General features: G+C 36.0%; 22 protein-coding genes and 2 pseudogenes. 19 read left to right on the top strand and 5 right to left on the bottom strand.

The genetic code is table 11. The annotated features are described in order from the left end of the window. Positions 1-71: 71 nt before the first annotated feature. On the bottom strand, positions 72-1,007 hold the full coding sequence (gene ctaA, locus PSR14_RS20650) for a heme A synthase (protein WP_098487750.1): 936 nt from the start codon (positions 1,005-1,007) through the stop codon (positions 72-74). Between the two features lie 498 nt (positions 1,008-1,505). Here ctaA and ctaB point away from each other — a divergent pair, with 498 nt between their 5' ends. The 9 genes and pseudogenes from ctaB to PSR14_RS20605 all read left to right on the top strand — a co-directional run. Then, positions 1,506-2,429 carry a protoheme IX farnesyltransferase gene (ctaB, locus tag PSR14_RS20645; RefSeq protein ID WP_001015058.1) on the top strand — a complete coding sequence of 308 codons (924 nt, stop codon included), beginning with the start codon at positions 1,506-1,508 and terminating at the stop codon, positions 2,427-2,429. A 93-nt stretch (positions 2,430-2,522) separates the two neighbouring features. Beyond that, positions 2,523-3,572: a cytochrome c oxidase subunit II gene (gene coxB / locus PSR14_RS20640; protein WP_000745271.1), complete on the top strand. Its 1,050-nt coding sequence runs from the start codon at positions 2,523-2,525 to the stop codon at positions 3,570-3,572. Positions 3,573-3,632: 60 nt separating this feature from the next. After that, complete coding sequence (gene ctaD / locus PSR14_RS20635; RefSeq protein ID WP_169509326.1) at positions 3,633-5,468, top strand: cytochrome c oxidase subunit I; 1,836 nt, start codon at positions 3,633-3,635, stop codon at positions 5,466-5,468. Then, entirely contained in the window at positions 5,468-6,091 is a 624-nt protein-coding gene (ctaE, locus tag PSR14_RS20630; protein WP_098487751.1) for a cytochrome c oxidase subunit III, read from the top strand. The genes ctaD and ctaE overlap by 1 nt, the downstream gene beginning before the upstream one ends. Positions 6,092-6,094: 3 nt before the next feature. Further along, positions 6,095-6,427 (top strand): cytochrome c oxidase subunit IVB, encoded by a 333-nt coding sequence (gene ctaF / locus PSR14_RS20625; RefSeq protein ID WP_000985699.1) that lies wholly within the window; start codon positions 6,095-6,097, stop codon positions 6,425-6,427. A gap of 85 nt (positions 6,428-6,512) precedes the next feature. Further along, on the top strand, positions 6,513-7,418 hold the full coding sequence (gene ctaG / locus PSR14_RS20620) for a cytochrome c oxidase assembly factor CtaG (RefSeq protein ID WP_000069012.1): 906 nt from the start codon (positions 6,513-6,515) through the stop codon (positions 7,416-7,418). 227 nt (positions 7,419-7,645) lie between these two features. Continuing rightward, positions 7,646-8,017, top strand: a pseudogene (locus PSR14_RS20615) (nitrilase-related carbon-nitrogen hydrolase); the annotation flags it as partial. Between the two features lie 733 nt (positions 8,018-8,750). Continuing rightward, positions 8,751-10,583: a group II intron reverse transcriptase/maturase gene (gene ltrA / locus PSR14_RS20610; RefSeq protein WP_098487752.1), complete on the top strand. Its 1,833-nt coding sequence runs from the start codon at positions 8,751-8,753 to the stop codon at positions 10,581-10,583. Between the two features lie 116 nt (positions 10,584-10,699). After that, a pseudogene (locus PSR14_RS20605) lies at positions 10,700-11,323 on the top strand (formamidase); the annotation flags it as partial. Between the two features lie 46 nt (positions 11,324-11,369). Here the strand turns inward: PSR14_RS20605 and PSR14_RS20600 are convergent. Then, the gene (locus tag PSR14_RS20600) at positions 11,370-11,735 is read right to left on the bottom strand and encodes a YugN family protein (RefSeq protein WP_001160940.1); all 366 of its coding nucleotides are present in this window, start codon (positions 11,733-11,735) and stop codon (positions 11,370-11,372) included. A gap of 207 nt (positions 11,736-11,942) precedes the next feature. On the opposite strand from PSR14_RS20600, the gene PSR14_RS20595 reads away from it, so the two are divergent. From PSR14_RS20595 to PSR14_RS20570, 6 genes are all read left to right on the top strand, one after another. Beyond that, a complete protein-coding gene (locus PSR14_RS20595) occupies positions 11,943-12,977 on the top strand; it encodes a CAP domain-containing protein (protein WP_000735391.1) in 1,035 nt (344 codons plus the stop codon). Between the two features lie 141 nt (positions 12,978-13,118). Beyond that, the gene (locus PSR14_RS20590) at positions 13,119-13,568 is read left to right on the top strand and encodes a YlbD family protein (protein WP_001143335.1); all 450 of its coding nucleotides are present in this window, start codon (positions 13,119-13,121) and stop codon (positions 13,566-13,568) included. Between the two features lie 11 nt (positions 13,569-13,579). Then, on the top strand, positions 13,580-13,825 hold the full coding sequence (locus PSR14_RS20585) for a YlbE-like family protein (RefSeq protein ID WP_001200990.1): 246 nt from the start codon (positions 13,580-13,582) through the stop codon (positions 13,823-13,825). A gap of 82 nt (positions 13,826-13,907) precedes the next feature. Beyond that, positions 13,908-14,480: a histidine phosphatase family protein gene (locus PSR14_RS20580; RefSeq protein ID WP_113732836.1), complete on the top strand. Its 573-nt coding sequence runs from the start codon at positions 13,908-13,910 to the stop codon at positions 14,478-14,480. Positions 14,481-14,595: 115 nt separating this feature from the next. Next, positions 14,596-15,048: a YlbF family regulator gene (locus PSR14_RS20575; RefSeq protein ID WP_000634351.1), complete on the top strand. Its 453-nt coding sequence runs from the start codon at positions 14,596-14,598 to the stop codon at positions 15,046-15,048. 126 nt (positions 15,049-15,174) lie between these two features. Next, positions 15,175-15,441 carry a YlbG family protein gene (locus PSR14_RS20570; protein ID WP_002080814.1) on the top strand — a complete coding sequence of 89 codons (267 nt, stop codon included), beginning with the start codon at positions 15,175-15,177 and terminating at the stop codon, positions 15,439-15,441. A gap of 54 nt (positions 15,442-15,495) precedes the next feature. Here the strand turns inward: PSR14_RS20570 and PSR14_RS20565 are convergent, their stop codons facing one another. Then, positions 15,496-15,885 (bottom strand): hypothetical protein, encoded by a 390-nt coding sequence (locus PSR14_RS20565; RefSeq protein ID WP_000616011.1) that lies wholly within the window; start codon positions 15,883-15,885, stop codon positions 15,496-15,498. Positions 15,886-16,388: 503 nt separating this feature from the next. On the opposite strand from PSR14_RS20565, the gene rsmD reads away from it, so the two are divergent. After that, positions 16,389-16,955: a 16S rRNA (guanine(966)-N(2))-methyltransferase RsmD gene (rsmD, locus tag PSR14_RS20560; protein ID WP_001266990.1), complete on the top strand. Its 567-nt coding sequence runs from the start codon at positions 16,389-16,391 to the stop codon at positions 16,953-16,955. After that, positions 16,952-17,443: a pantetheine-phosphate adenylyltransferase gene (gene coaD, locus PSR14_RS20555; protein ID WP_000200598.1), complete on the top strand. Its 492-nt coding sequence runs from the start codon at positions 16,952-16,954 to the stop codon at positions 17,441-17,443. The genes rsmD and coaD overlap by 4 nt, the downstream gene beginning before the upstream one ends. Here coaD and ylbJ read toward each other — a convergent pair. Continuing rightward, complete coding sequence (gene ylbJ / locus PSR14_RS20550) at positions 17,435-18,664, bottom strand: sporulation integral membrane protein YlbJ (protein WP_000273104.1); 1,230 nt, start codon at positions 18,662-18,664, stop codon at positions 17,435-17,437. The genes coaD and ylbJ overlap by 9 nt on opposite strands. 113 nt (positions 18,665-18,777) lie before the next feature. Here ylbJ and PSR14_RS20545 point away from each other — a divergent pair, with 113 nt between their 5' ends. Then, positions 18,778-19,569, top strand: coding sequence for a patatin-like phospholipase family protein (locus PSR14_RS20545; RefSeq protein WP_000662598.1), 792 nt, complete (start codon positions 18,778-18,780; stop codon positions 19,567-19,569). Next, positions 19,562-20,584: a SepM family pheromone-processing serine protease gene (locus tag PSR14_RS20540; protein ID WP_000476307.1), complete on the top strand. Its 1,023-nt coding sequence runs from the start codon at positions 19,562-19,564 to the stop codon at positions 20,582-20,584. The genes PSR14_RS20545 and PSR14_RS20540 overlap by 8 nt, the downstream gene beginning before the upstream one ends. Before the next feature lie 29 nt (positions 20,585-20,613). Here the strand turns inward: PSR14_RS20540 and PSR14_RS20535 are convergent, their stop codons facing one another. Then, a complete protein-coding gene (locus PSR14_RS20535) occupies positions 20,614-21,855 on the bottom strand; it encodes a nucleotidyltransferase (protein ID WP_162837242.1) in 1,242 nt (413 codons plus the stop codon). Positions 21,856-21,871: the final 16 nt, after the last annotated feature.

The following is a 21,871-nucleotide window of genomic DNA, read 5'->3' as shown; positions in this document are numbered from 1 at the left end:
AAGAGTTGCGGAAACGCAACTCTTTTTTATTACGAAAAAATACCTTGCCAATTCGGGCAAGGTATTTTCATTTATTTTGTTTGTTTAGAAATTGATGCAGCTTCTTTTGCATTCACTTTACTTCTTGTACCTAACATAACTAAATAGCATAGTACAGCAAACAAGCAAGAAATGAATAGGGAATGTAATAATGCCATTGATAAACTAGCATTTGTAAATACGACTAAAATTCCTACGATAGCTTGAAGTGTAACAAGGATAAATGAGATGATCCATCCCCAGTATACGACAGGCTGCTGTTTGTAATGGCGGATAGCGAGAATCATCGCGTATAGTATCCAAGCGAAAATTAACATCGCTGCAACTCTATGTCCCATTTGAACCCATTCATGTAATTGAGTTGGCATAGGTCTATTTTTGCTGCATAAAGGAAAGTCTGGACAGGCTAAGCTAGCTCGTTCGTGACGTACTAAAGCCCCTGTGTAGACGACAATATAACTGTAAATTGTTACACCATAAATATGAAATTTCATTTTTTTGTCCATAATAAGTGAACGTGCATCGAATTTTTGGTCAATTTCAAAGATAAGACACGTTAATAAAATGACAGAAGCAAATGAAATTAAGGAAATACCGAAATGGATAGCAAGTACAGCTGGCATTTGCCCCCAAACAACCGCTGCGGCTCCCATTAATGCTTGTGCAACTAAAAATACGAAGGATAAAATTGCTAACGTTTTTGTTTCGCGCACATGTTTATAATATTTCCAGGACAAAATACAAAGGAGAGTGACAAGAATTCCTGCTGATCCTGATGTAAGGCGATGACTTAGTTCAATAATAGTTTCCACTGATAAATTAGATGGAACAAATTCACCGTTACAAAGTGGCCATGATTTACCGCATCCTTGGCCAGAGCCTGTTTTTGTAACTAAGGCGCCTCCTAATAAAACTATTAATAAATCAAGACTCGTAATGACTGCTAACCATTTAATAAAGCGTTGCAATCTCTTTCACCATCTTTCTGCTATGAAGTTATTGCGAAATATTTTCATTCCATTATGTATAGAATAAAACGCGCTAGTTCCTATGATATATAAAAAATAATAAAATAGCAAAGAAATGGAGGGGGAAGACAGGGAAGAGAAAACGGGTGTGGAAATAAGGTTTATAAGGAAATTTTTAGGTGAAAAATAGGCTATTTTGAAAAGAAATGGGAAGAATACGTGTTAAATATGACAAAAAAGTTTATTATAGAAGGTAACATCATGTTATGATATGGATAAGTAACAATTAAGTTTTTTATGTTCGACACAAAAAGTTCATGTTTTCTTCACAAAATGTTCGGGAAATATGATTTAATATATTGGAGTATGGGCGTAGATTAGTAGTAGAATGGGTTAACAATGTTTCTACTGTAATAATATTGCTATATAGAAGCGAAATATTTCAATTTGAAATAGGCGCAAAAAGAAAGACGAAAGTTTTAAGAGGGGGTTAAAGTGATGAACCATGCAACAAGTGAGCTGCATGATGAGTCTGCTGTTACAAGCGTACCGGAAACAACTCGGTTACAAGATTTAAAAGCGCTCGTTAAAATGGGGATTGTAAACTCAAATACACTTACTGTATTTACAGGATTTTGGTTGGCATTACACTTTAATGGATTAAGTGTAATGGACAATCTGGATAAGTTATTCTTTACAATCGTTGGTTCTGGATTAGTTATGGCAGGGGTATGTTGTTTAAACAACTACATTGATCGAGACATCGATCCATTAATGGAAAGAACAAAGACCCGTCCAACGGTTACTGGAAAGTATAAACCAGGATTTGCACTTACATTTGGACTAGTTATATTACTTCTTGGTTTTGTATTTTTATTATTAACAACACCAATGGCAGTCTTAATGGGATTTATTGGTGCTTTCACATATGTTGTTCTATATAGTTTATGGACAAAGAGAAAGTATACACTAAATACTGTTGTAGGTAGTATATCTGGTGCAGTTCCACCTTTAATTGGATGGGCAGCAATCGATCCATCTTTAGGCCATCCAATTGCTTGGATGTTATTTTTAATTATGTTTATTTGGCAAATCCCACATTTCCTTGCATTAGCAATGAAACGTGTTGATGAATATCGAAACGCAGGAATTCCAATGCTTCCTGTAGTTCATGGATTTGAAATTACGAAACGCCAAATTATGATTTGGACAGTATGTTTATTACCACTACCATTTTATATGAGTGGACTAGGGATAACATTTATGGTAATTGCAACACTGCTTAACATCGGATGGATCGTTTTAGGTTTTTATGGCTTCCGTAAGAAAGATGACATCAAATGGTCTGTGCAAATGTTTGTTTATTCCCTAAATTATTTAACAATCTTATTTGTATCAATGATTGTAGTTACATTCTTCTAAGACAACGACATAATTGGATTTCTTTACGTTGAGATTTACTTTACTTAACTATAAAGTACAATCTAATTCACAAGGAAAGTGGGGGTTGTTTGTATGAAGAAACAGTGGCGACTGCTTTCGTTCGTTTCACTGCTGGCTTTACTGTTAGGGGGATGCGGTAAAGCCTTTCAATCTACTTTAATTCCGCAAGGAGAAGTAGCAAAAATGCAATATGATCTGCTCTTACTAGCAAGTGCGATCATGGTAGGAGTAGTACTAGTAGTTACTATTATTTTCTTATATGTAATTGTGCGTTTCCGACAAAAGAAAGGTCAGGAAGATTATATTCCGGAGCAAGTTGAAGGGAATCACAAACTAGAAATTATATGGACAGTTATTCCGATTATTCTTTTGCTAATCTTAGCTGTTCCGACGGTTACATATACATTCAAACTTGCTGATGTAAGTGCGATGGAGAAAAAGAATATTGATAAAGATACTATCGTTGTTGATGTAACAGCGAATCTTTATTGGTGGGAATTTTCTTATAAATCAGAAAAGATAGTAACTTCTCAAGATTTAGTCATCCCCACAGGTAAGAAAGTGTATTTGAATTTGAAGGGTGCCGATATTAAACATTCGTTTTGGGTTCCATCTTTAGCTGGGAAAATGGATACAAATACAGATAATGTGAACAAAATGTGGTTAAAGGCAGATAAATCGGGCACTTATAATGGTTTTTGTACAGAATTTTGCGGCCCATCACATTCTTTAATGCAATTCAAAGTGAAAGCTTTAGATGAAAGCGAGTACAAAAAGTGGCTTGCTGATATGAAGAAAATTGATGGGAAGAAAGAAGTAGCTTCAACAAAGGCGCAAGAAGGCCAAGAAATATTTAATAAAAGCTGTATTGGTTGTCACGCAGTTGGATCTAATGATAGTAGACCACCTTCCGCTCGTATCGCACCAAACTTAGCAAACTTTGCGGATCGCGATACAGTTGCCGGCATTGCTGAAAACAATGAAGAAAACTTAAAAAAATGGCTGAAAGATCCTGAAAATATGAAACCAGGAAATAAAATGACTGGTAAATATGGCAACTTAACAGACGATCAAATTGATGCATTAAATGCATACTTACAAACGTTAAAAGTTGAAAAGTAAAGAGGGATTATTCGCGAAGGGGAGGTTGAAAACGTGAGTTCTGTAGCAAAAAAACAGGGGATGGGTGCTGTCATATGGGATTATTTAACGACAGTAGACCATAAAAAGATTGCCATTCTCTATTTAATTGCAGGTGGATTGTTTTTTATAATAGGCGGAATAGAAGCTCTATTTATTCGCCTTCAATTAGCGATTCCTAACAACGCTTTTCTTGTTGGGGATGCTTATAATCAAGTATTAACTATGCACGGTACAACAATGATTTTCCTCGCAGCTATGCCACTCGTGTTTGCATTTATGAACGCCGCTGTACCACTTCAAATTGGTGCACGTGATGTAGCGTTCCCGTTTTTGAATTCACTCGGATTTTGGTTATTTTTCTTTGGTGGAGTATTTTTAAATTTAAGTTGGTTTTTAGGTGGAGCACCTGATGCAGGATGGACATCTTATGCATCTTTAGCTTTAGCCTCTAAAGGCCATGGTGTTGATTTTTATGTGCTTGGCTTGCAAATCTCCGGTATAGGTACATTAATTGGAGGTATTAATTTCCTTGTAACCATTATTAATATGCGTGCGCCAGGGATGACGTATATGCGTATGCCGATGTTTACGTGGACGACATTTGTAACATCTTCATTAATATTATTTGCTTTTCCGCCGTTAACTGTAGGATTAGGACTTTTAATGTTAGACCGCTTATTTGGAACAAGTTTCTTTAATCCAGCACTGGGCGGGAATACAATTATATGGGAGCACTTATTCTGGATTTTCGGTCATCCAGAAGTATACATTCTTATACTCCCAGCTTTCGGAATATTCTCAGAAATCTTCGCGACGTTTTCGAAAAAACGATTATTTGGTTATTCGTCGATGGTGTTTGCGACAGTATTAATTGGATTTTTAGGGTTTATGGTATGGGCGCATCATATGTTTACTGTTGGGCTTGGTCCAGTTGCAAATGCTATTTTCTCAGTTGCAACAATGGCGATTGCCGTTCCGACCGGTATTAAAATATTCAACTGGCTCTTCACAATGTGGGGCGGAAGTATTCGTTTTACGACACCGATGATGTGGGCAGTAGCCTTCATTCCATCATTCGTAATGGGAGGAGTTACAGGTGTTATGCTAGCATCTGCACCAGCTGATTATCAATTTCATGATAACTATTTCGTAGTAGCTCACTTTCATTATGTAATTGTCGGTGGTGTTGTATTTGGTTTACTTGCAGGAGCTCATTATTATTGGCCACTGATGTTTAATAAAGTATTAAATGAAACATTAGGAAAGATAACGTTCTGGCTATTCTTTATCGGCTTCCATTTAACGTTCTTTATTCAGCATTTCCTTGGCTTGATTGGTATGCCACGCCGTTACTACACATATCTTGAAGGGCAAGGGTTGGAAATGGGGAATATGATTAGTTCCATCGGAGCGGTGTTTATGGCTCTTGGAACGATTGTTCTTCTATTCAATGTAATTAAAACGACAGTATCAAAAGAAAAAGCTGGTCGTGATCCGTGGGATGCACGTACATTAGAATGGACAATGCCAGCACCGACACCAGAATATAACTTTAAACAATTACCATTTGTTCGCGGATTAGATCCGTTTTGGATTGAAAAACGTGAAGGGAATAAAGAGATGACAGCAGCGGAACCAGTTGGTGATATTCATATGCCAAATCCTTCGTTTTCACCATTTGTCATTTCTTTCGGATTGTTTATAGCGGCATTTGGTGCGATGTATATGCAGGGCGGAAAAGATAAGTTCTGGTTATTAGTAGCAATTATTGGTTTAATCATTACATTTGGCGCAATGTTCCTACGTTCAGTAATTGATGATCATGGGTATCATATTCATAAAGAAGATTTAGAGGATAAGGGGGGCAAGGCGTAATGCATGTAGATGAAAAATTAATGAATGAAACATTTCCAGCAGAGCCTGAAAAAGCAACCCTTGAGGGGAAAAATAAGTTTGTCGGTTTTTGGTTATTTCTTGGAGGCGAAACAGTATTGTTCGCTTCCTTATTTGGCACATATTTAGCGTTAAAGAATTCTACAAATGGCGGACCAACATCTCAAGAGATGTTTCAAATGCCACTCGTTTTCATTATGACGATGCTTTTATTAACGAGTAGCTTAACGAGCGTATATGCGATGTATCATATGAAAAACTTTAATTTTAAGAAAATGCAACTTTGGCTACTAGTAACAGTGCTGCTAGGTTTAGGCTTTTTAGGATTTGAGATATATGAGTTTTATCATTATACGCATGAATTTAAGCATACTATGAGAAGTAGCGCATTTGGTTCCGCGTTTTATGCTCTTGTTGGTACACATGGACTCCACGTATTGTTTGGATTGTGTTGGATTTTAACATTAATCTTTAGGAATGCGAAGAGAGGTCTAAATTTATACAATGCACCGAAGTTTTATGTTGCATCGATTTATTGGCACTTTATTGACGTAGTTTGGGTGTTTATTTTCACTGTAGTATATTTAATGGGAATGGTGGGATAAACAATGGCGATAAAGCAAACGAATAATCCTAAAGTTGATCTTGTTTATCGGAAAAGAAAAAGTGCGGAGGAAATGAAGCATCAAGTTATTACATTTGCATTAATGATTTTTTTAACATTAGTTGCATTTGCAGCGGTAGCATATCCGAAAACTTTTAGTCCGACTTTTTCAGTACCATTTATTTTACTATTAGCGGTGGTACAAGTAATTTTTCAATTGTATTATTTTATGCATATGAGTCATAAAGGACATGAAGCGGCAAGTTTCTTTCTTTATTCTGGTCTGTTGATCGGATTAATTACAATTTTAGCTTTTATGACAATTGTGTGGATTTGAAAAGTGAAGAATAAGGGAGCTTGTGTTGACACAGCTCCCTCTTCATGTTATGTGAACGGATAACCTTAAGAAGGTAGGTGTGAAAATGAGTAACTTGTGGATATTTGGTTTTCAAGCGCTATGGAGTCCAATCTTTTTATTATTTATGCTTTCGATCCTCATTGGATATTTTTTAATTATTGGGCCGTATAGAATGCGATTTGAACATGCGACAAAGGTAAGTAAGAAGCAAGTTTTTTATTTTACGACTGGAATTGTTCTTTTGTATTTTGTAAAGGGAGGGCCTATTGATTTAATTGGTCATATTATATTTAGTGCACATATGTTTGAAATGGCAGTTATGTATATTGCCGTTCCGCCTTTGTTGTTGCTTGGTATACCAGTTTGGTTATATCGTTATATTACTTCTTTTAAGTTCGTTCAAATTATATTAAAGATATTTGCTAAGCCACTTATTGCATTGTTTGTATTTAATGGCCTGTTTTCTTTTTATCATTTACCAGTTGTTTTTGATGCAGTAAAACAAAGTCAAATTGCTCATCCTATCTGTCTCGCTATATTGTTCTTTACGGCAATCATGATGTGGTGGCCGATGCTAAATCCATTACCAGAATATCAAACGTTAAGTGATATAAAGAAACTTGGTTATATGTTTGCTAACGGTATATTATTAACGCCAGCTTGCGCGTTAATTATTTTTGCAACGGCGCCGTTGTTTGCAACGTATACGGATCCGGCTGCTTGGATGAAGGCGATGGAACTATGTGTACCGGCGGGAACTTTATCTGATTTAAATATAACTGGACCAGAATTTTTACACTGGATGCCGATCGTACAAGACCAACAAACAGGCGGCATCATTATGAAAATTGTCCAGGAAATAGTGTACGGTACAATTATTGGTTATGTGTTCTTTCGATGGGCGCGTCGAGAGCGTGAAAAGGATAAAGAGCAGTTACAACAATTGCCGCCGTATTTACAAACGAAGTAAAAAAGTGTATGGGTTTCCATACACTTTTTTAGTTTTACTAAACTTTAATAGATTGAATTTTCTAATTATTTATGTTAAGTTAGTGTAGGCATGTACTAAAGTGGATATAAGATTTACTACTAGCTTTAATGCATAATAATTCCATGTGTAGTACAAGTTTTTTAGAGAGTTACAAATTTATATTGTTATCTTTAATAAAACAAGGACTATTTTAAGGGGGAATTTAAATGGGTAGTAGTGGAAGTATGGTAAAGCCAATTAGTGGTTTTTTAGCAGCATTAATACAATATCCAGTACCGGTAGTAGAGTCACGTGCAGACATTGATAAACAAATTAAACAGATCATAAAAACAATTCATTCAACTAAAGCAGGGTATCCTGGATTGGAATTGATAGTATTTCCAGAATATAGTACGCAAGGGCTTAATACAAAAAAATGGACTACAGAAGAGTTTTTATGTACGGTCCCTGGGCCAGAAACAGACTTGTTTGCTGAGGCATGTAAAGAGTCTGAAGTATATGGTGTTTTTTCTATAATGGAAAGAAATCCTGATGGTGGAGAACCGTATAATACAGCAATAATTATTGATCCACAAGGTGGTGCGACACGTTCCTAAGTGAAAAGCTTAGGCATTGTCGAACTTACAGTTCAACAGTGAACTGTCATTCCAAGAAGTCAAATGATAGGGTAACGCCTTGAAGGGCTTCCTTTAATACTCCGACATGCAGTGAAGTTAGCAAGAACTGAACTGTATGAAGCTCGGTGAAGTCGGTTGAGAGTTACCGTAATCCTATAGGATACGAAAGTCACTCAGAGGTGGGTGGTGTAACCTATAAACCGGAAGTCTATAAATTACCTATGGTTAGTATGCACTATGAACCAATAGAGTATGGTATGTGCGGACGAATCTCTGATGGTACGGGTCTATATCGGAAGTAAGTCGAAAGGCTTACTGACACAATTAGTGTCGCTACTGTGGATGAGTAAAACTCGCCTTTATGAAAGTCCATATATTGTTACAGGCAATATCAAGGTAGCAGACTCATAGGAGAAACCTAACGGTATATGCACAGATAGGAATGACGGAACGTGGTAAGCTGTCAACACTGAGGGCTTGCTTCCGATGAAGTGGTTCTAGGGAAAACAATTGTAAATTGTATAACCTAGGTTTATGACAGTGAAAGTGGTGGCACAGTACCTATGAAACGTGTAATGAACGTGGAGGGATAGCCACTAGTCGATTGAAAACTGACTGTTACTTATGGTTGACATGGTTTCGAGTAAGACTAAAGAGATGTAAACCTCCAGTAAATAAGGGGAGGTTACAGCCCATGTTAAAGAAAACTAAACTAAGGCACAGTGAATATTACGACATGCAAAGAAAGTATGATGAGTTATATTCTAATAGCCTTAATGGTAACAATTTCTATAAATTAATTGATATTATCGGTTCGGAAGAAAATATTAGATTAGCATACCGCAACATCAAAACTAATAAGGGGAGTAACACGGCTGGAGTTGACAATTTAACCATTAAAGATATTTGGCACCTAAACGATACAAAGATTATTCATGAAGTTAGGAAACGATTAAATAACTATCAACCACAAGCAGTTAAAAGAGTCCTTATCCCAAAAGAGGGCAGTGATAAGAAGCGACCCCTGGGGATTCCAACAATTTGGGACAGATTAGTACAACAATCTATCCTCCAAGTATTGGAACCTATTTGTGAAGCTAAGTTTCATAACCATAGTTATGGATTTAGACCGAACAGAAGTACACACCATGCACTAAGTAGAGTTGTAAGTCTTATTAACATAGGTCACCAACACTACTGTGTTGATATTGACATTAAAGGGTTCTTTGATAATGTATGCCACAAAAAGCTATTAAGGCAAATGTGGACTCTGGGAATAAGAGACAAATCACTTCTATGTGTTATTTCAAAAATCCTTAAATCTGAGATAGAAGGAGAGGGTATTCCCAATAAGGGTACTCCGCAAGGAGGAATTATTTCTCCTTTACTTTCCAACATTGTTCTAAATGAACTTGATTGGTGGATAAGTAGCCAATGGGAAACCTACAAACCTCACAGAATCTCTACTCGGCATTTAGGGTTTCGACAATATGCTAGGAAGTACACGAATCTAAAATGTGGTTATGTAGTGAGATACGCGGATGACTTCAAAATAATGTGTCGGACTTATGATGAAGCACAACGCTTTTATCATGCGACAGTTGATTTTCTCAAATCCCGCTTGGGATTTGAAATTAACCCCAAAAAGTCCAAAGTGGTTAATCTCAAGAAAAACTCGTCAGTTTTCCTTGGATTCAAAATCAAAGTGGTTAAACAAGGTAAAGCTAAATTTGGATATATTGCAAAAACCAGTATGTCCGACAAAGCTATTACAAAAGCTAAAAGACAACTAAAAGAACGAATCAAAGGAATTCAAAAGGAGCCCACTTCAGAGAAAGTTACTCAATTTAATTCAACCCTTCTTGGTATACAAAATTACTTTAAATATGCGGTTACAATTTACATGGATTTAACGGAGGTAAATTACTCTCTGCGAAGAGTCATAAGAACCAGACTTAGAAACAATATGAAGCACATGAAGTTCTGTGAAACATCTGTGAATTTTAAAAGGAAGACCAAAGGAATACAACCTAACACTAAGATTTACGTTGTACAGAACACTCCACTCTTACCAGTTACAGGAATACATCATAAAAACCCGTGGAATTTTTCGCAGGTTATCTGTAACTATACGGAAACGGGGCGTAATAAAGTACATAGTAATCTTAAGGCAATACCTAAGGATGTTCTCAACCAAGTTATGAGGACTTATTCGAAGAATAAAAGTATTGAGTACAACGATAATAGGATATCAAAATACGTTGCTCAATATGGTAAGCGTTATGTAACTGGTGAGGAAATTGGTATTGAACGTGTTCATTGTCATCACATTGTTCCCATTAAACAAGGTGGGGATGACAAGTACAACAACTTGGTAATTGTAGATTGGTTTATACACAAACTGATTCACATGACGAATCTTAATAAGATTACACATTACCTTCGGTCTTTTAAACTTAACAAGAAACAAATGGATAAACTGAATGTGCTAAGAACTAAAGCTGGAAATGAACCGATAGTAACATAATTTGATTTTAAAGTCAGTTGGAAACGATGGAACGCCGTATGCTAGGAAACTAGCACGTACGGTGTGAGGTGGGGGAAAAGGTGGAGATTACATCAAAGCCTTACCTATCATCATAAATGATTTTGAAGTATCGTAAGCTAAATCCTTGGGTGCCAGTTGAACCTTGGAAGGCTGGAGATTTAGGTTTACCTGTTTGTGATGGGCCAGGAGGAAGTAAATTAGCTGTTTGTATTTGTCATGATGGTATGTTTCCTGAAGTAGCTCGTGAAGCAGCTTATAAAGGTGCAAATGTCTTGATTCGTATTTCTGGATATAGCACACAAGTTAGTGAACAATGGATGTTAACTAATCGTTCGAATGCATGGCAAAATTTAATGTATACATTGTCGGTGAACTTAGCCGGTTATGATGGTGTATTTTATTATTTTGGTGAAGGACAAGTATGTAATTTTGATGGGACTACTTTAGTGCAGGGACACCGAAATCCTTGGGAGATTGTTACTGCTGAAGTATATCCAGAGCTAGCAGATCAAGCTAGATTAGGATGGGGTCTCGAAAATAATATATATAATCTAGGTTCAAGGGGATATGTAGCGACTCCTGGTGGGGTGAAAGAAAACCCATATACGTTTGTAAAAGATTTAGCTGAAGGTAAATATAAGGTTCCTTGGGAAGATGAGATTAAAGTAAAGGATGGAACTATTTATGGGTATCCAGTCAAAAAGACGATTCATTCTTAAGTAAGATAAATAGAACAAGCGCATCATATTGATGCGCTTGTTCTATTTACTCAATGATTTGGAATTCTTTTAACTCTTTTTCGATATTTTGTAGGAGTTGTTCGCTTTTTTGAATTACATTCGTTGGGAAAGTTTCACCATCACCATATTCAACGCCGTGAGGATAATAATGTTTACCTAATAAGGGAGGGAGTAGCTTTATTTCAGCGTGTCTGCTGCCAATGTCACCTTCAACAGCTAAACCTTGTACACGTAAATAATAAACATCGTTTAATATTTCGAATTTATAATCGTATGTAACTCGTTCATAATCCCACTGTCCAGCAAGTACAAAATGGTTCTTTTCCATAATCTCTGTTAATAGTGTTAAATCAACGACTGCCCCATTAAATTTCGTATTTGTAAATTGCATAAAATACCTCCTTTTTTAATGTTACACCATTATTTTTATAATAGTATGAATAATAAGAAAGTGCAATTCATATTGAGAGAAAAGGGATAATCCAGACTTTTTTTGCGAAAATATGATATAGTGAAAAGAGTACGGTACACACAAAAAAAGGAAAGAAAAGGATTTGTGTATATCTCAATTTTATGTTTTTTGCAGGAGGTATATCGATTGAAGAAATTATTGCGTATCGTAATGATTACAATTTTAATTTTAGCTGTTGATTTATACGGGAAATTACTCGTTTCACAATATATATTAACCCCATCTCAATCAAAGCAAGAAAATAAAATTGTGAAAAAGAAAAAACAAGTAAATGAAGACTCTTCTGATACGGTTTTAAATATGATTGGTGGGGACTCTGAAAATTTATTAGCAAAATGGGGCGAACCTTCTCGAATAGAACCATCTGCTTACGGATATGAATGGTGGGTATACAATCAAGATTTAGCTCAGTATGTTCAATTTGGGGTTGCTGAACGTAAAATTGTAACGGCGTATGTCGCTGGTGAGCAAGTTAAGGTGCCACCTTATTATATAAATGAAAAGTATGAAGATGTGTATAAAAAGAATCCACTTTCTCATGAGATTTCGTTAAAAAGAGGAAAGAATAGTTATCAATTTGAGTTATCTGATACCGAAGTGATGGAACAACCATTAGTACCAGTAGAAGATGGTTGGGCACAATTATATTTTGATCATTTTACGCATGAGCTTGTCGGTGTTCGTTATATGGATGACGAAACGTTATTGCGTCAAAGACCGTATCAGCTCGTTTATTCGGGTGAATTATTAGCAGAACAACCATTAACTCCAGATAAAATGAAACAAATAGAGAATGGGAATATGCAACAAATTTTTGATTTAACAAATATTATTCGAAGTCGTCATAATTTACCGTTATTAGCGTGGGACCAACAAACGGCAGAGGTGGCAATCGGTCATAGTAAAGATATGAAGGATAATAATTATTTTTCACACGATTCACCTACATTAGGTACGTTAGGAGATCGTTTACAGCGCGGGAAAGTAGGGTTTCAACTTGCCGGTGAGAACATAGCGGCGCAACATAGTGATGGGGTTGCGGCATTGCAAGGTTGGTTAAATAGTGAGGGACATCGAAAAAATTTATTGAATGAACAATTTACAGGATTAGGTGTTGGCGTATACGATAAGTTTTATACACAAAACTTTATTCGGAAATAAAATGAAACTGTAAATTGTGGATGGGAATCTTCCCCTATGCAAATAGTAGGATAAAAAGGTGCATGAATCGTCTAAAAATAGGCGAACCATGCGCCTTTTTTTTCTTATTATATAGTAGATATACATGAAGAGGTGAGGATTATGCCGACAACAAAAGGACCGTTACATCCATCGGTTCAACAGTTTAAAGAGTTTGTAAACCATCACCCTAAAATGGTTCATGAAGTTCGAAGTGGTCATAAAACTTGGCAACAGTTTTATGAGGAATGGTACTTACTTGGTGAAGAAGATCCAATATGGGCAACTTTTAGACCGGATGGAGCGCCTGCTTTTTCTTCGGTAAAAGAAAAGAAAAAAGAAAATGGAAAAGAAAAGGATACTCGAACTGAAGAAGAAAAAACTGCTGATGTGATGGGACAAATGCTTTCTTTCTTTAAAAAGTTAGACGTGGAACAAATGCAACATCATTTAGCCAATGTGACGAGTGCTATTGGGAGTGTGCAACAAGTTTTTCAACAATTTCAAGGAAAACGCACGCAGCAAGAAGAGAGTACTTCCGAAAATAATCCATTTTTCTTTCAGAAGGATTAGGAGGAAAGCGGATGAGAGCAGAAATTATGGAGTTTATAAAGGCTGATGAGGATTTATCTCGCTATATTAGGGAGCAACCTTACTGGTATAGAAAACTAACGCGAAACCCTGAAGAAAAAGAGGCATTTGAGTTAGCAGCTATGCAACATTTCAAAAAAACGATACCAGATAAAGTTGAGAAATTTCAAAATCAATTGGCAGTTGCTTCCATTATGATTGATATGTTTCAGTATATGAAGCAGCAAAATGCAACATAATTGGAAGGGAAAACTATGTCCGTCATGCAGAACTTTTGATACAATAGAAGCGGATTATTTAAAAAGGAGTTGCAGCATGAGCATGACGGAAATTTGTTTAGTACGACATGGACAAACTGATTGGAATTTTCAAGAGATTATTCAGGGACGTGAAGATATTCCGCTTAATGAAGTGGGGAAGAAGCAAGCGAGTCAAAGTGCAGTTGCTTTGCAAGCGGAGGCATGGGATATAATTATAAGTAGCCCATTAATTAGAGCGCAAGAAACAGCTAAGGAAATTGCAGAGGCAACTGGATTACAATCAATTTTATTAGATGAGCGATTTGTTGAACGTAATTTTGGTGAAGCTTCTGGGAAGCCAGTTGCGACTGTTAGGGAATTAATTGCAGAAGGTAAAGTAGAAGGTATGGAGCAAGATGAAGAAATTGTAGCTCGTTGTTTTGCCGCGGTAAAAGATGTTGCAGAAACTCATTCTGGCAAACGTATTATTATTGTAGCCCATTCTCATGCGATAAAAGCAATTTTACATGCAATTGCTCCGGAAGATATTTCGTTTAAAACACCGTTAAAAAACGCATGTATTAGTTATGTGAATGAAAATAGTGGGAAGTGGGATGTTGTTAAATACAACATCGCGGAACATATTAATGTATAAATGTGTACTGAAATTATTAAAAAATAGTTAGAATGATATCTTTCTGTTTAGTGAGACACTTCAATTAGTAGTTCTATTCTAAATGTGGTATGATAAATACTCGGAGGTGTCTCTCATGATTGTAGCGACGCTAGAAAGCGTATTAATATTAGATAAGGCAGAGCAGCTTGCAAAAGCGATCATCTGTTCAGATATAGCAGAAGATTACCGTAAATGTTATAAAGACTTGCATGAAGATATGGAAGTTCAGACGTTAATTCAGCAATTTACAGCGATGAAAGAACGATATGAGGAAGTGCAACGTTTCGGTAAATATCATCCTGACTATACTTTCGTTTCGACGAAAATGAGGGAATTGAAGCGTTCTGTAGATTTACATGATAAGATTGCAGCTTTTAAACGAGTAGAAACGGCTTTACAAAAGTTGTTAGATGAAGTTAGTGTAGCAATCGGTTCTGAGGTGTCCTCTTCCATCAAAGTTCCAACAGGAAATCCATTTTTTGATGCTGGTGGCTGTGGTGGCGGTTGTGGTACCGGCGGAGGTTGCGGTTGTAAAAAAACGGGGTAAATCACCCCGTTTTTTAGAAGGTAGAAGAAAACGTATACAGAGTTTGTCCTGTAATGTCATAAATTTCTGATTGGTTTTCATAAAATATAAAATATATGTTTTTAAAAGGAGAAGATGGAGAAGATTATGTTCGGGCAACGACAAAGTATGATTGTTTATTTACATTCATTGAAACATGCCAAGATTTTAAGAAAATATGGTAACATACATTACATATCAAAACGTTTAAAATATGCAGTAGTATATTGTGATATGGAACAAATTGAGCATATGATGCAAAAGTTGAACAAACTTCCTTTTGTGAAAAAGATAGAACAGTCGTACCGCCCGTATTTAAAAACGGAATTTGAAAATTCACGTCCTGATCGGGCAAAAGAATACGATTATAGCTAATAGAAAAAATCCCCTGCTAATTTTAACAGGGGATTTTTTATTTGAAATAACACATTATTTCATTGGAGGAATAAAATTATTCATTCGTAAAATACCAATTAAATGATTGAAAAACAGTTCTTTTTCTGGGAAAGTTGTGGATGGTTTTACCGTAAAGGTAGTCACTTTTTTTCCAAGTTGTTCTGCCGTTTCTTCAAATAAAATGACGCGTTTACTTTTTTTATTTTCAAGTACAGGAATGCCTTCACGACATATGTATAATGGTTGGAAATCACCAGTAGTAGTTGGTTTTAATATTACAACAAGTGAGCACACTTTTTTTTCATTTTTAATTGTTTCAAATTGTAACATATGTGTTATACGTTCTTGATTTGCTTTGGCAATTTCAAGTAATTCATATAAATCAGAGTAGCCCTCTCCGAGTTCTATAAAGCGTTGAATCATATCTTTTCCTCCTCTTTCTTTTACTGTACCATCTCACTTTTTAAATGAAAAGTAGACAAAGAAAAAAAACCCTGCAAAGCAGGGCCCTTCTTATACTAGCATGTACTAGTAAGAAGGCAAAGGGAGAGGAGAAACCGGAGGAAGAACTTATGGGGAAACGTAAGTCTTCTCCGCGGTTGGCAACAACATCGAAGGTGATGTTGTTATAGTTATTTATGTCCAATCTAAATGAAGATATACATGATGAAATTAAATTTTATGTTGGGCTTTTTATTTTTCTTTTTTTTATTTTATGATAGGATAAAAAAGATAAAGTGAAACGAATAGTTCGTGTTAGCGAATGGTGAGATGAATACATAAAAATGCAGAGCGGTTATTTTAAGCTAAGTTCTTCTAGTCTTCGTTGGAAGATGAATGGAATCGTAAAGTTTGGTAGCGGTTACCGAATGGAGAAGGGCTTTCTATAATTGCTCTATAGATTGAAATAAAGGTAGTGACAACAGATGAGAGTAGTTTCAGGAAAATGTAAAGGACACCCACTTAAAGCGGTGCCAGGTAATACAACACGTCCAACGACTGATAAAGTAAAAGAATCCATTTTTAATATGATAGGCCCTTATTTTGATGGGGGTGTCGCTCTTGATTTATTTGGTGGTAGCGGTGGTCTTGGAATCGAAGCTATAAGTAGAGGGATTAATAAAGCGATTTTTGTTGATCGAGACAATAAAGCGATAAAGGTAATCCATCAAAATTTAGAAAGTTGTAGAATACAGGAACAAGCTGAAGTATATCGGAATGATGCAGAACGTGCGATAAAAGCACTTATAAAACGTGAAATATCATTTGATCTTATATTAATTGATCCTCCATATAAAGATCAAAAAATTGTATCTTTAATTAGTGTAATGGATCAACATGGATTGCTACATAACGATGGTTTAATTATGGCGGAGCATGGTAATGATGTAGTTTTACCTGAGGCTATAGGAAGACTTGTAAAAGTGCGAGCTGAAAATTATGGCATTACAGCGATATCGATTTATAAGTATGAAGGTGAGGGGACGGAATGACAAGTATAGCTATTTCTTCGGGAAGTTTTGATCCAATTACCCTTGGGCATCTGGATATTATTAAAAGGGGAGCAAAAGTATTTGACGAGGTATACGTAGTAGTTTTAAACAACTCGTCAAAAAAACCGTTCTTTTCAGTGGAAGAGCGTTTAGATTTAATTCGAGAAGCAACAAAGGATATTCCTAATGTCAAAGTAGATTCACATAGTGGACTATTAGTTGAGTATGCAAAAATGCGTAATGCGAACGCGATTTTACGTGGATTACGCGCAGTTTCTGATTTTGAATATGAGATGCAAATTACTTCTATGAATCGAAAGTTAGATGAAAACATTGAAACCTTTTTTATTATGACAAACAATCAATACTCATTTTTAAGCTCGAGCATTGTGAAAGAAGTTGCGAGATATGGAGGAAGTGTAGTAGATCTTGTACCTCCTGTTGTAGAACGTGCTTTAAAAGAAAAGTTTCAAACCCCGTTAAAGTGAACGGGGTTTTTCTTTGTTGCTCCGAAAAAATAATAAGATGACATATACATATAAGCAAAATAATGTAAATATCGGTCCGTAGTGTATAAAAGATGTCCAAAATTCATGCAGAATAGAAGAATGATTCGATAAAAAGACAGGGATATCTTTTTGCATAGGTGAGAAAGAGCTTACTTTTTCATAAAACGGTTTCCAAAATATAAAAGTAAAAATAGGAGCAAGAATACTTTGGATAATTCTTGCGAAAAAATAGGGCTTAAATCGAATGTCTGTTTCAGCTAATATGCTAGCGACTTGTGCCTGAATAGAAAGGCCGCTAAATGCTAAAATAAAGCTTGTTACCATAGCTTGCTGCAGGAGGGGTGTTTCAGTTATTTGACTAATCATTTGGCTTCCAAGTGTCATTTCAAACATGCCAGATAATATTGGGATACTAAATTCAGTAGTTAGTTGGAAGAATGATAAAATATGTTGCATAATAAAAGAAAGGGCTGCTGTAATATGAAATACAGTAATCATTTTATTTAAAACAGAGAATAAAATAATAAATCCACCAATCATAAGTAGCGTTTGAATAGAAGAAACGATAGCGTCCCCAAGTAATTTTCCTATTGGTCTTTTTTCTTGCATACGTGTCTCGTGTAGAATTGAAAAAGGGTTTTGAAAAGGGTGTTTTTTAGTAACATGTTTATCATGCGTGGAACTGTTGTTATTGCCATAAAAACGCATCAGTAACCCGACGGCAAAATTACTTACATAATGTGCAGCAGCTAATACGATTCCTAATTTCGGATTATTGAAAAAACCGATAGAAACAGCGCCAAAAATAAAAAGTGGATTGGATGAGTTTGTAAAAGATACGAGGCGCTCTGCTTCAATTTGTGTTAGCTGATTGCTTTTGCGCAGTCTAGCGCTTAATTTGGCGCCAGCGGGAAAGCCTGAAGCCATTCCCATTGCCCAAACAAATCCGCCTATTCCTGGAACGCGGAAAAGTGGTCGCATAAGTGGTTCTAATATAACGCCTATAAATTTTACGACACCAATACTAATGAGAAGTTCGGCAATGATGAAAAACGGTAAAAGTGAAGGGAATACAACTTCCCACCATATATTTAACCCTCGAATGGAAGCTTGTAAAGCAGCTTGGGGGTGGAGTACAAGAGAAAAGGTTAAAAAAAGTGTTGATATGGTAAGGAAAGCCGTTTTCCATTTTTCATACATGTAAGTAAATCCCCCTTTGTCCCAAAAAACGTTCATTTCAGTATACGTGGATACGTAGTGAATTTAGACCATAAGTATGAAAAAGGAACGAAAAAAATTAAAGGGTGAGAAAAGTGAAAGAACCGAAAATTGGCTTAGCTCTTGGATCTGGGGGCGCAAAAGGTTTTGCTCATATTGGTGTTATAAAGGTTTTAAGGGAAAATGATATACCGATTCATATGATTGCAGGAAGTAGTATGGGGGCTTTAGTAGGTACATTTTATGCGGCTAGTTCAAACGTTGAAAGACTGTATAAACTGGCAAATGTTTTTAAGAGGAAATATTATTTAGATTTTACGGTTCCGAAAATGGGATTTATTTCTGGAAAACGTGTCAAAGATATGATTAAAATGTTTACATATAATAAAAATTTAGAAGAATTAGATATCCCGACGGCTGTTGTGGCTACTGATATCTTAAAGGGGGAAAAAGTAGTTTTTACAAGTGGTCCAGTTGCAGAGGCGGTGAGAGCAAGTATTTCTGTACCTGGAGTGTTTGTGCCAGAGAAAATAGATGGACGATTATTGGTAGATGGCGGAGTAATTGATCGCATCCCAGTATCGGTTGTGAAAGAGTTAGGTGCCGATATTGTCATTGCTGTTGATGTATCCCCGATTAAAGTAAATGGAGAGGTTACGTCTATTTATGATGTAATTATGCAGAGTATTGAAATTATGCAACATGAGCTTGTGATAAATCGGCAAATTGCATCTGATTTAATGATGCGACCAGCTGTAGAACAATTTAGTTCCCGGGCTTTTACAAACATTGAAGACATTATTCGAGTTGGAGAGGTAGAAGCGGAAAAGCATGTTGCAAATATTCATTTATTAATTGAGCAGTGGAAGGAGAAACATAATGTTTAAGCGTTTTCGGTTTATATATGCAATTTTAATAGGGGTTATATTGGCAATGTTACTTGTTTATGTACGTCTGCCGTATTATGTAACGAAACCAGGAATGGCTGCCAAATTAGAGCCTTACGTTCAAGTTGAAGGGGGAACAAAAGAATCAGGTGATTTTATGCTTGTTACGGTTTCAATGGGACCGGCAAATGTAGTGAATTTAATAGCGGCACAGTTTAATAAATATACACATATTTCAAAAGCGGAAGAAATATTGCAAAAAGGTGAAAGTGATGAAGAATATCAATTTCGCCAAAATTATGCGATGAAAGATTCGCAAAATGCAGCGATTTATAATGCTTATAAACGTGCAAATCGTACTGTTTCTTTTGAAAATAAAGGTGTGTTGGTTGCTGGTGTAGCGAAAGGGATGCCTTCAGAAGGAAAGCTTAAACTTGGAGATGTTATCATTGCCGTCGACGGAAAAACATTTGAAAAGACAGAACAATTTATTGAATATATGACAGGGAAAAAAGAAGGAGATACAGTAAATATTGAGTACAAGAGGGATGGGAAACAGTTAAAAGAAAATTTAAATGTAAAGACTATTCCGAATGGAAATGGACGTGTTGGTATAGGTGTTTCTATCGTTACGGAAAGAGAATTAGTGGTAGATCCGAAAGTGAAAATTGACTCTCATGAAATAGGCGGACCATCGGCAGGCCTAATGTTTACATTAGAAATATATAATCAACTGGTGGAAGATGATTTAACAAGAGGGCATGAAATAGCTGGAACAGGGACGATCAATGAAAAGGGAGAAGTTGGCCCGATTGGCGGTATTCAGCAAAAAGTGGTTGCTGCAAGTGATGCTGGTGCTGAAGTGTTCTTTGCACCAAATGAAAAAGGTGCAGAGAAATCGAATTATAAAGATGCACTTGAGGCTGCGAAAGATATTAAAACGAAAATGAAAGTTGTGCCAGTTGATACGTTGGATGATGCATTAATGTATTTGGAAAAAATGGGCAATAAATAAAAAAATCTCTCTTTTTCAGAGAGATTTTTTTATAGGAATTTTGCAGTTGTTTCATCGTAACGAATTGGGTGATGTGTTGCATCTTGTTTTAGTAGTTGTGTTCGTAATGGTTCTTGTATGATGGAGAAATATACAGAATTGGCTTTTCGATCTATGTGTAAAGTAGGATGGTCAAATGTTTTTGTATGGGTAAGGATTGGAAGCTCTATTTTTTTCTTGTTTTTTGAAAGGTACGTTTGTCCTTTTTGTGACATGCCTAATAGACGAATGTATGGTGCATGTTGCTCTATATTTGCGCAATGTATTTCTTCTTTTGTTGTATTTGTTAAAATATGTGTACAAGCTCTTTGTAATCTAGTCCATGTATAACGTTTCGTTTTTAACGCTTCCATGAATGAATGGAAGGAGGAACTGGTTTGTATTTTTGATAAAATACGATGCTCTAAACCTTCCTCAATTTCATATATATGTCGTAAGTCTTCTGGAGACATCGTCATAAGTTTGTATTTAAAAAATGAAAAGTATTGTTCCCAATTATGTAATGTCCCGTAGTTTTGTTTATAACTCGCTAAAAGAGAAGCAGTCGCTTTTGGGATGAAAGGCTCAATTTCTGTAAAGGAACTATTTTCACTAAAAAGTTGTTTGCGAATACTTGTTGCGCTTGCAATATGTTGGTCGTTAAATGTTTCATCATGATAATGAGATGCGAATCTTTTTATCGTTTGTGCTTGCATAGAACTATTTTGCATTAGAATTGCTTTTATGTATTGGAAGCCTAAAATGTTATTTGGTTGTGACATGTCTATATTTTTTTCAGAAGATAAAATGTGTAGGAAAGCTTCAGATGTAGCTTTTGCGTAACTATTACCTGCGTTCATAAATTGCTTTACAAGACGATTAAAAGTCTCTTCTTCATTTTTCTGCACAGAGATGGTGTTATAAAAATTTTCGATTTGTCCATCTTCACTGCCGAAACAAATTTCAGAAACGTGTAGGGCGTTTAAAATAGAAATAGCGCCATTTGCAAAGGTTTCGGCCTTTTGCGTTGAAAAGGCATAAGGAAGCTCTACAACGAGGTCTACACCGCATGTTAAGGCCATTTTGGTACGATACCATTTGGATACGAGTGCTGGCTCACCACGTTGTAAAAAAGGGCCACTCATAACAGCGATTGTAATATCAGAGTGTGTTAACTTTTTTGTTTGTTGCACATGATAAGCATGACCGTTATGAAAAGGGTTATATTCAACAACAATACCACTGGCTTTTATGGTAATCTCTCCTTTC

Source organism: Bacillus sp. A01H, assembly GCF_045277205.1.
Classification (GTDB): domain Bacteria; phylum Bacillota; class Bacilli; order Bacillales; family Bacillaceae_G; genus Bacillus_A; species Bacillus_A paranthracis.
Note: the sequence above shows the minus strand (reverse complement) of the source record. Positions and strands in the feature narration are given on the sequence as shown.

Excerpts from the sequence above, each read along its gene's own strand:
- ctaF (WP_000985699.1), top strand. The coding sequence starts at position 6,095 with ATGGCGATAAAGCAAACGAATAATCCTAAAGTTGATCTTGTTTATCGG.
- coxB (WP_000745271.1), top strand. The coding sequence starts at position 2,523 with ATGAAGAAACAGTGGCGACTGCTTTCGTTCGTTTCACTGCTGGCTTTA.
- PSR14_RS20540 (WP_000476307.1), top strand. The coding sequence starts at position 19,562 with ATGTTTAAGCGTTTTCGGTTTATATATGCAATTTTAATAGGGGTTATA.
- rsmD (WP_001266990.1), top strand. The coding sequence starts at position 16,389 with ATGAGAGTAGTTTCAGGAAAATGTAAAGGACACCCACTTAAAGCGGTG.
- PSR14_RS20565 (WP_000616011.1), bottom strand. The coding sequence starts at position 15,885 with ATGATTCAACGCTTTATAGAACTCGGAGAGGGCTACTCTGATTTATAT.
- ctaB (WP_001015058.1), top strand. The coding sequence starts at position 1,506 with ATGAACCATGCAACAAGTGAGCTGCATGATGAGTCTGCTGTTACAAGC.
- ctaD (WP_169509326.1), top strand. The coding sequence starts at position 3,633 with ATGGGTGCTGTCATATGGGATTATTTAACGACAGTAGACCATAAAAAG.
- PSR14_RS20590 (WP_001143335.1), top strand. The coding sequence starts at position 13,119 with ATGCCGACAACAAAAGGACCGTTACATCCATCGGTTCAACAGTTTAAA.
- ctaE (WP_098487751.1), top strand. The coding sequence starts at position 5,468 with ATGCATGTAGATGAAAAATTAATGAATGAAACATTTCCAGCAGAGCCT.
- PSR14_RS20580 (WP_113732836.1), top strand. The coding sequence starts at position 13,908 with ATGACGGAAATTTGTTTAGTACGACATGGACAAACTGATTGGAATTTT.
- coaD (WP_000200598.1), top strand. The coding sequence starts at position 16,952 with ATGACAAGTATAGCTATTTCTTCGGGAAGTTTTGATCCAATTACCCTT.
- ctaG (WP_000069012.1), top strand. The coding sequence starts at position 6,513 with ATGAGTAACTTGTGGATATTTGGTTTTCAAGCGCTATGGAGTCCAATC.
- ltrA (WP_098487752.1), top strand. The coding sequence starts at position 8,751 with ATGTTAAAGAAAACTAAACTAAGGCACAGTGAATATTACGACATGCAA.
- PSR14_RS20600 (WP_001160940.1), bottom strand. The coding sequence starts at position 11,735 with ATGCAATTTACAAATACGAAATTTAATGGGGCAGTCGTTGATTTAACA.
- PSR14_RS20575 (WP_000634351.1), top strand. The coding sequence starts at position 14,596 with ATGATTGTAGCGACGCTAGAAAGCGTATTAATATTAGATAAGGCAGAG.
- PSR14_RS20585 (WP_001200990.1), top strand. The coding sequence starts at position 13,580 with ATGAGAGCAGAAATTATGGAGTTTATAAAGGCTGATGAGGATTTATCT.
- ylbJ (WP_000273104.1), bottom strand. The coding sequence starts at position 18,664 with ATGTATGAAAAATGGAAAACGGCTTTCCTTACCATATCAACACTTTTT.
- PSR14_RS20570 (WP_002080814.1), top strand. The coding sequence starts at position 15,175 with ATGTTCGGGCAACGACAAAGTATGATTGTTTATTTACATTCATTGAAA.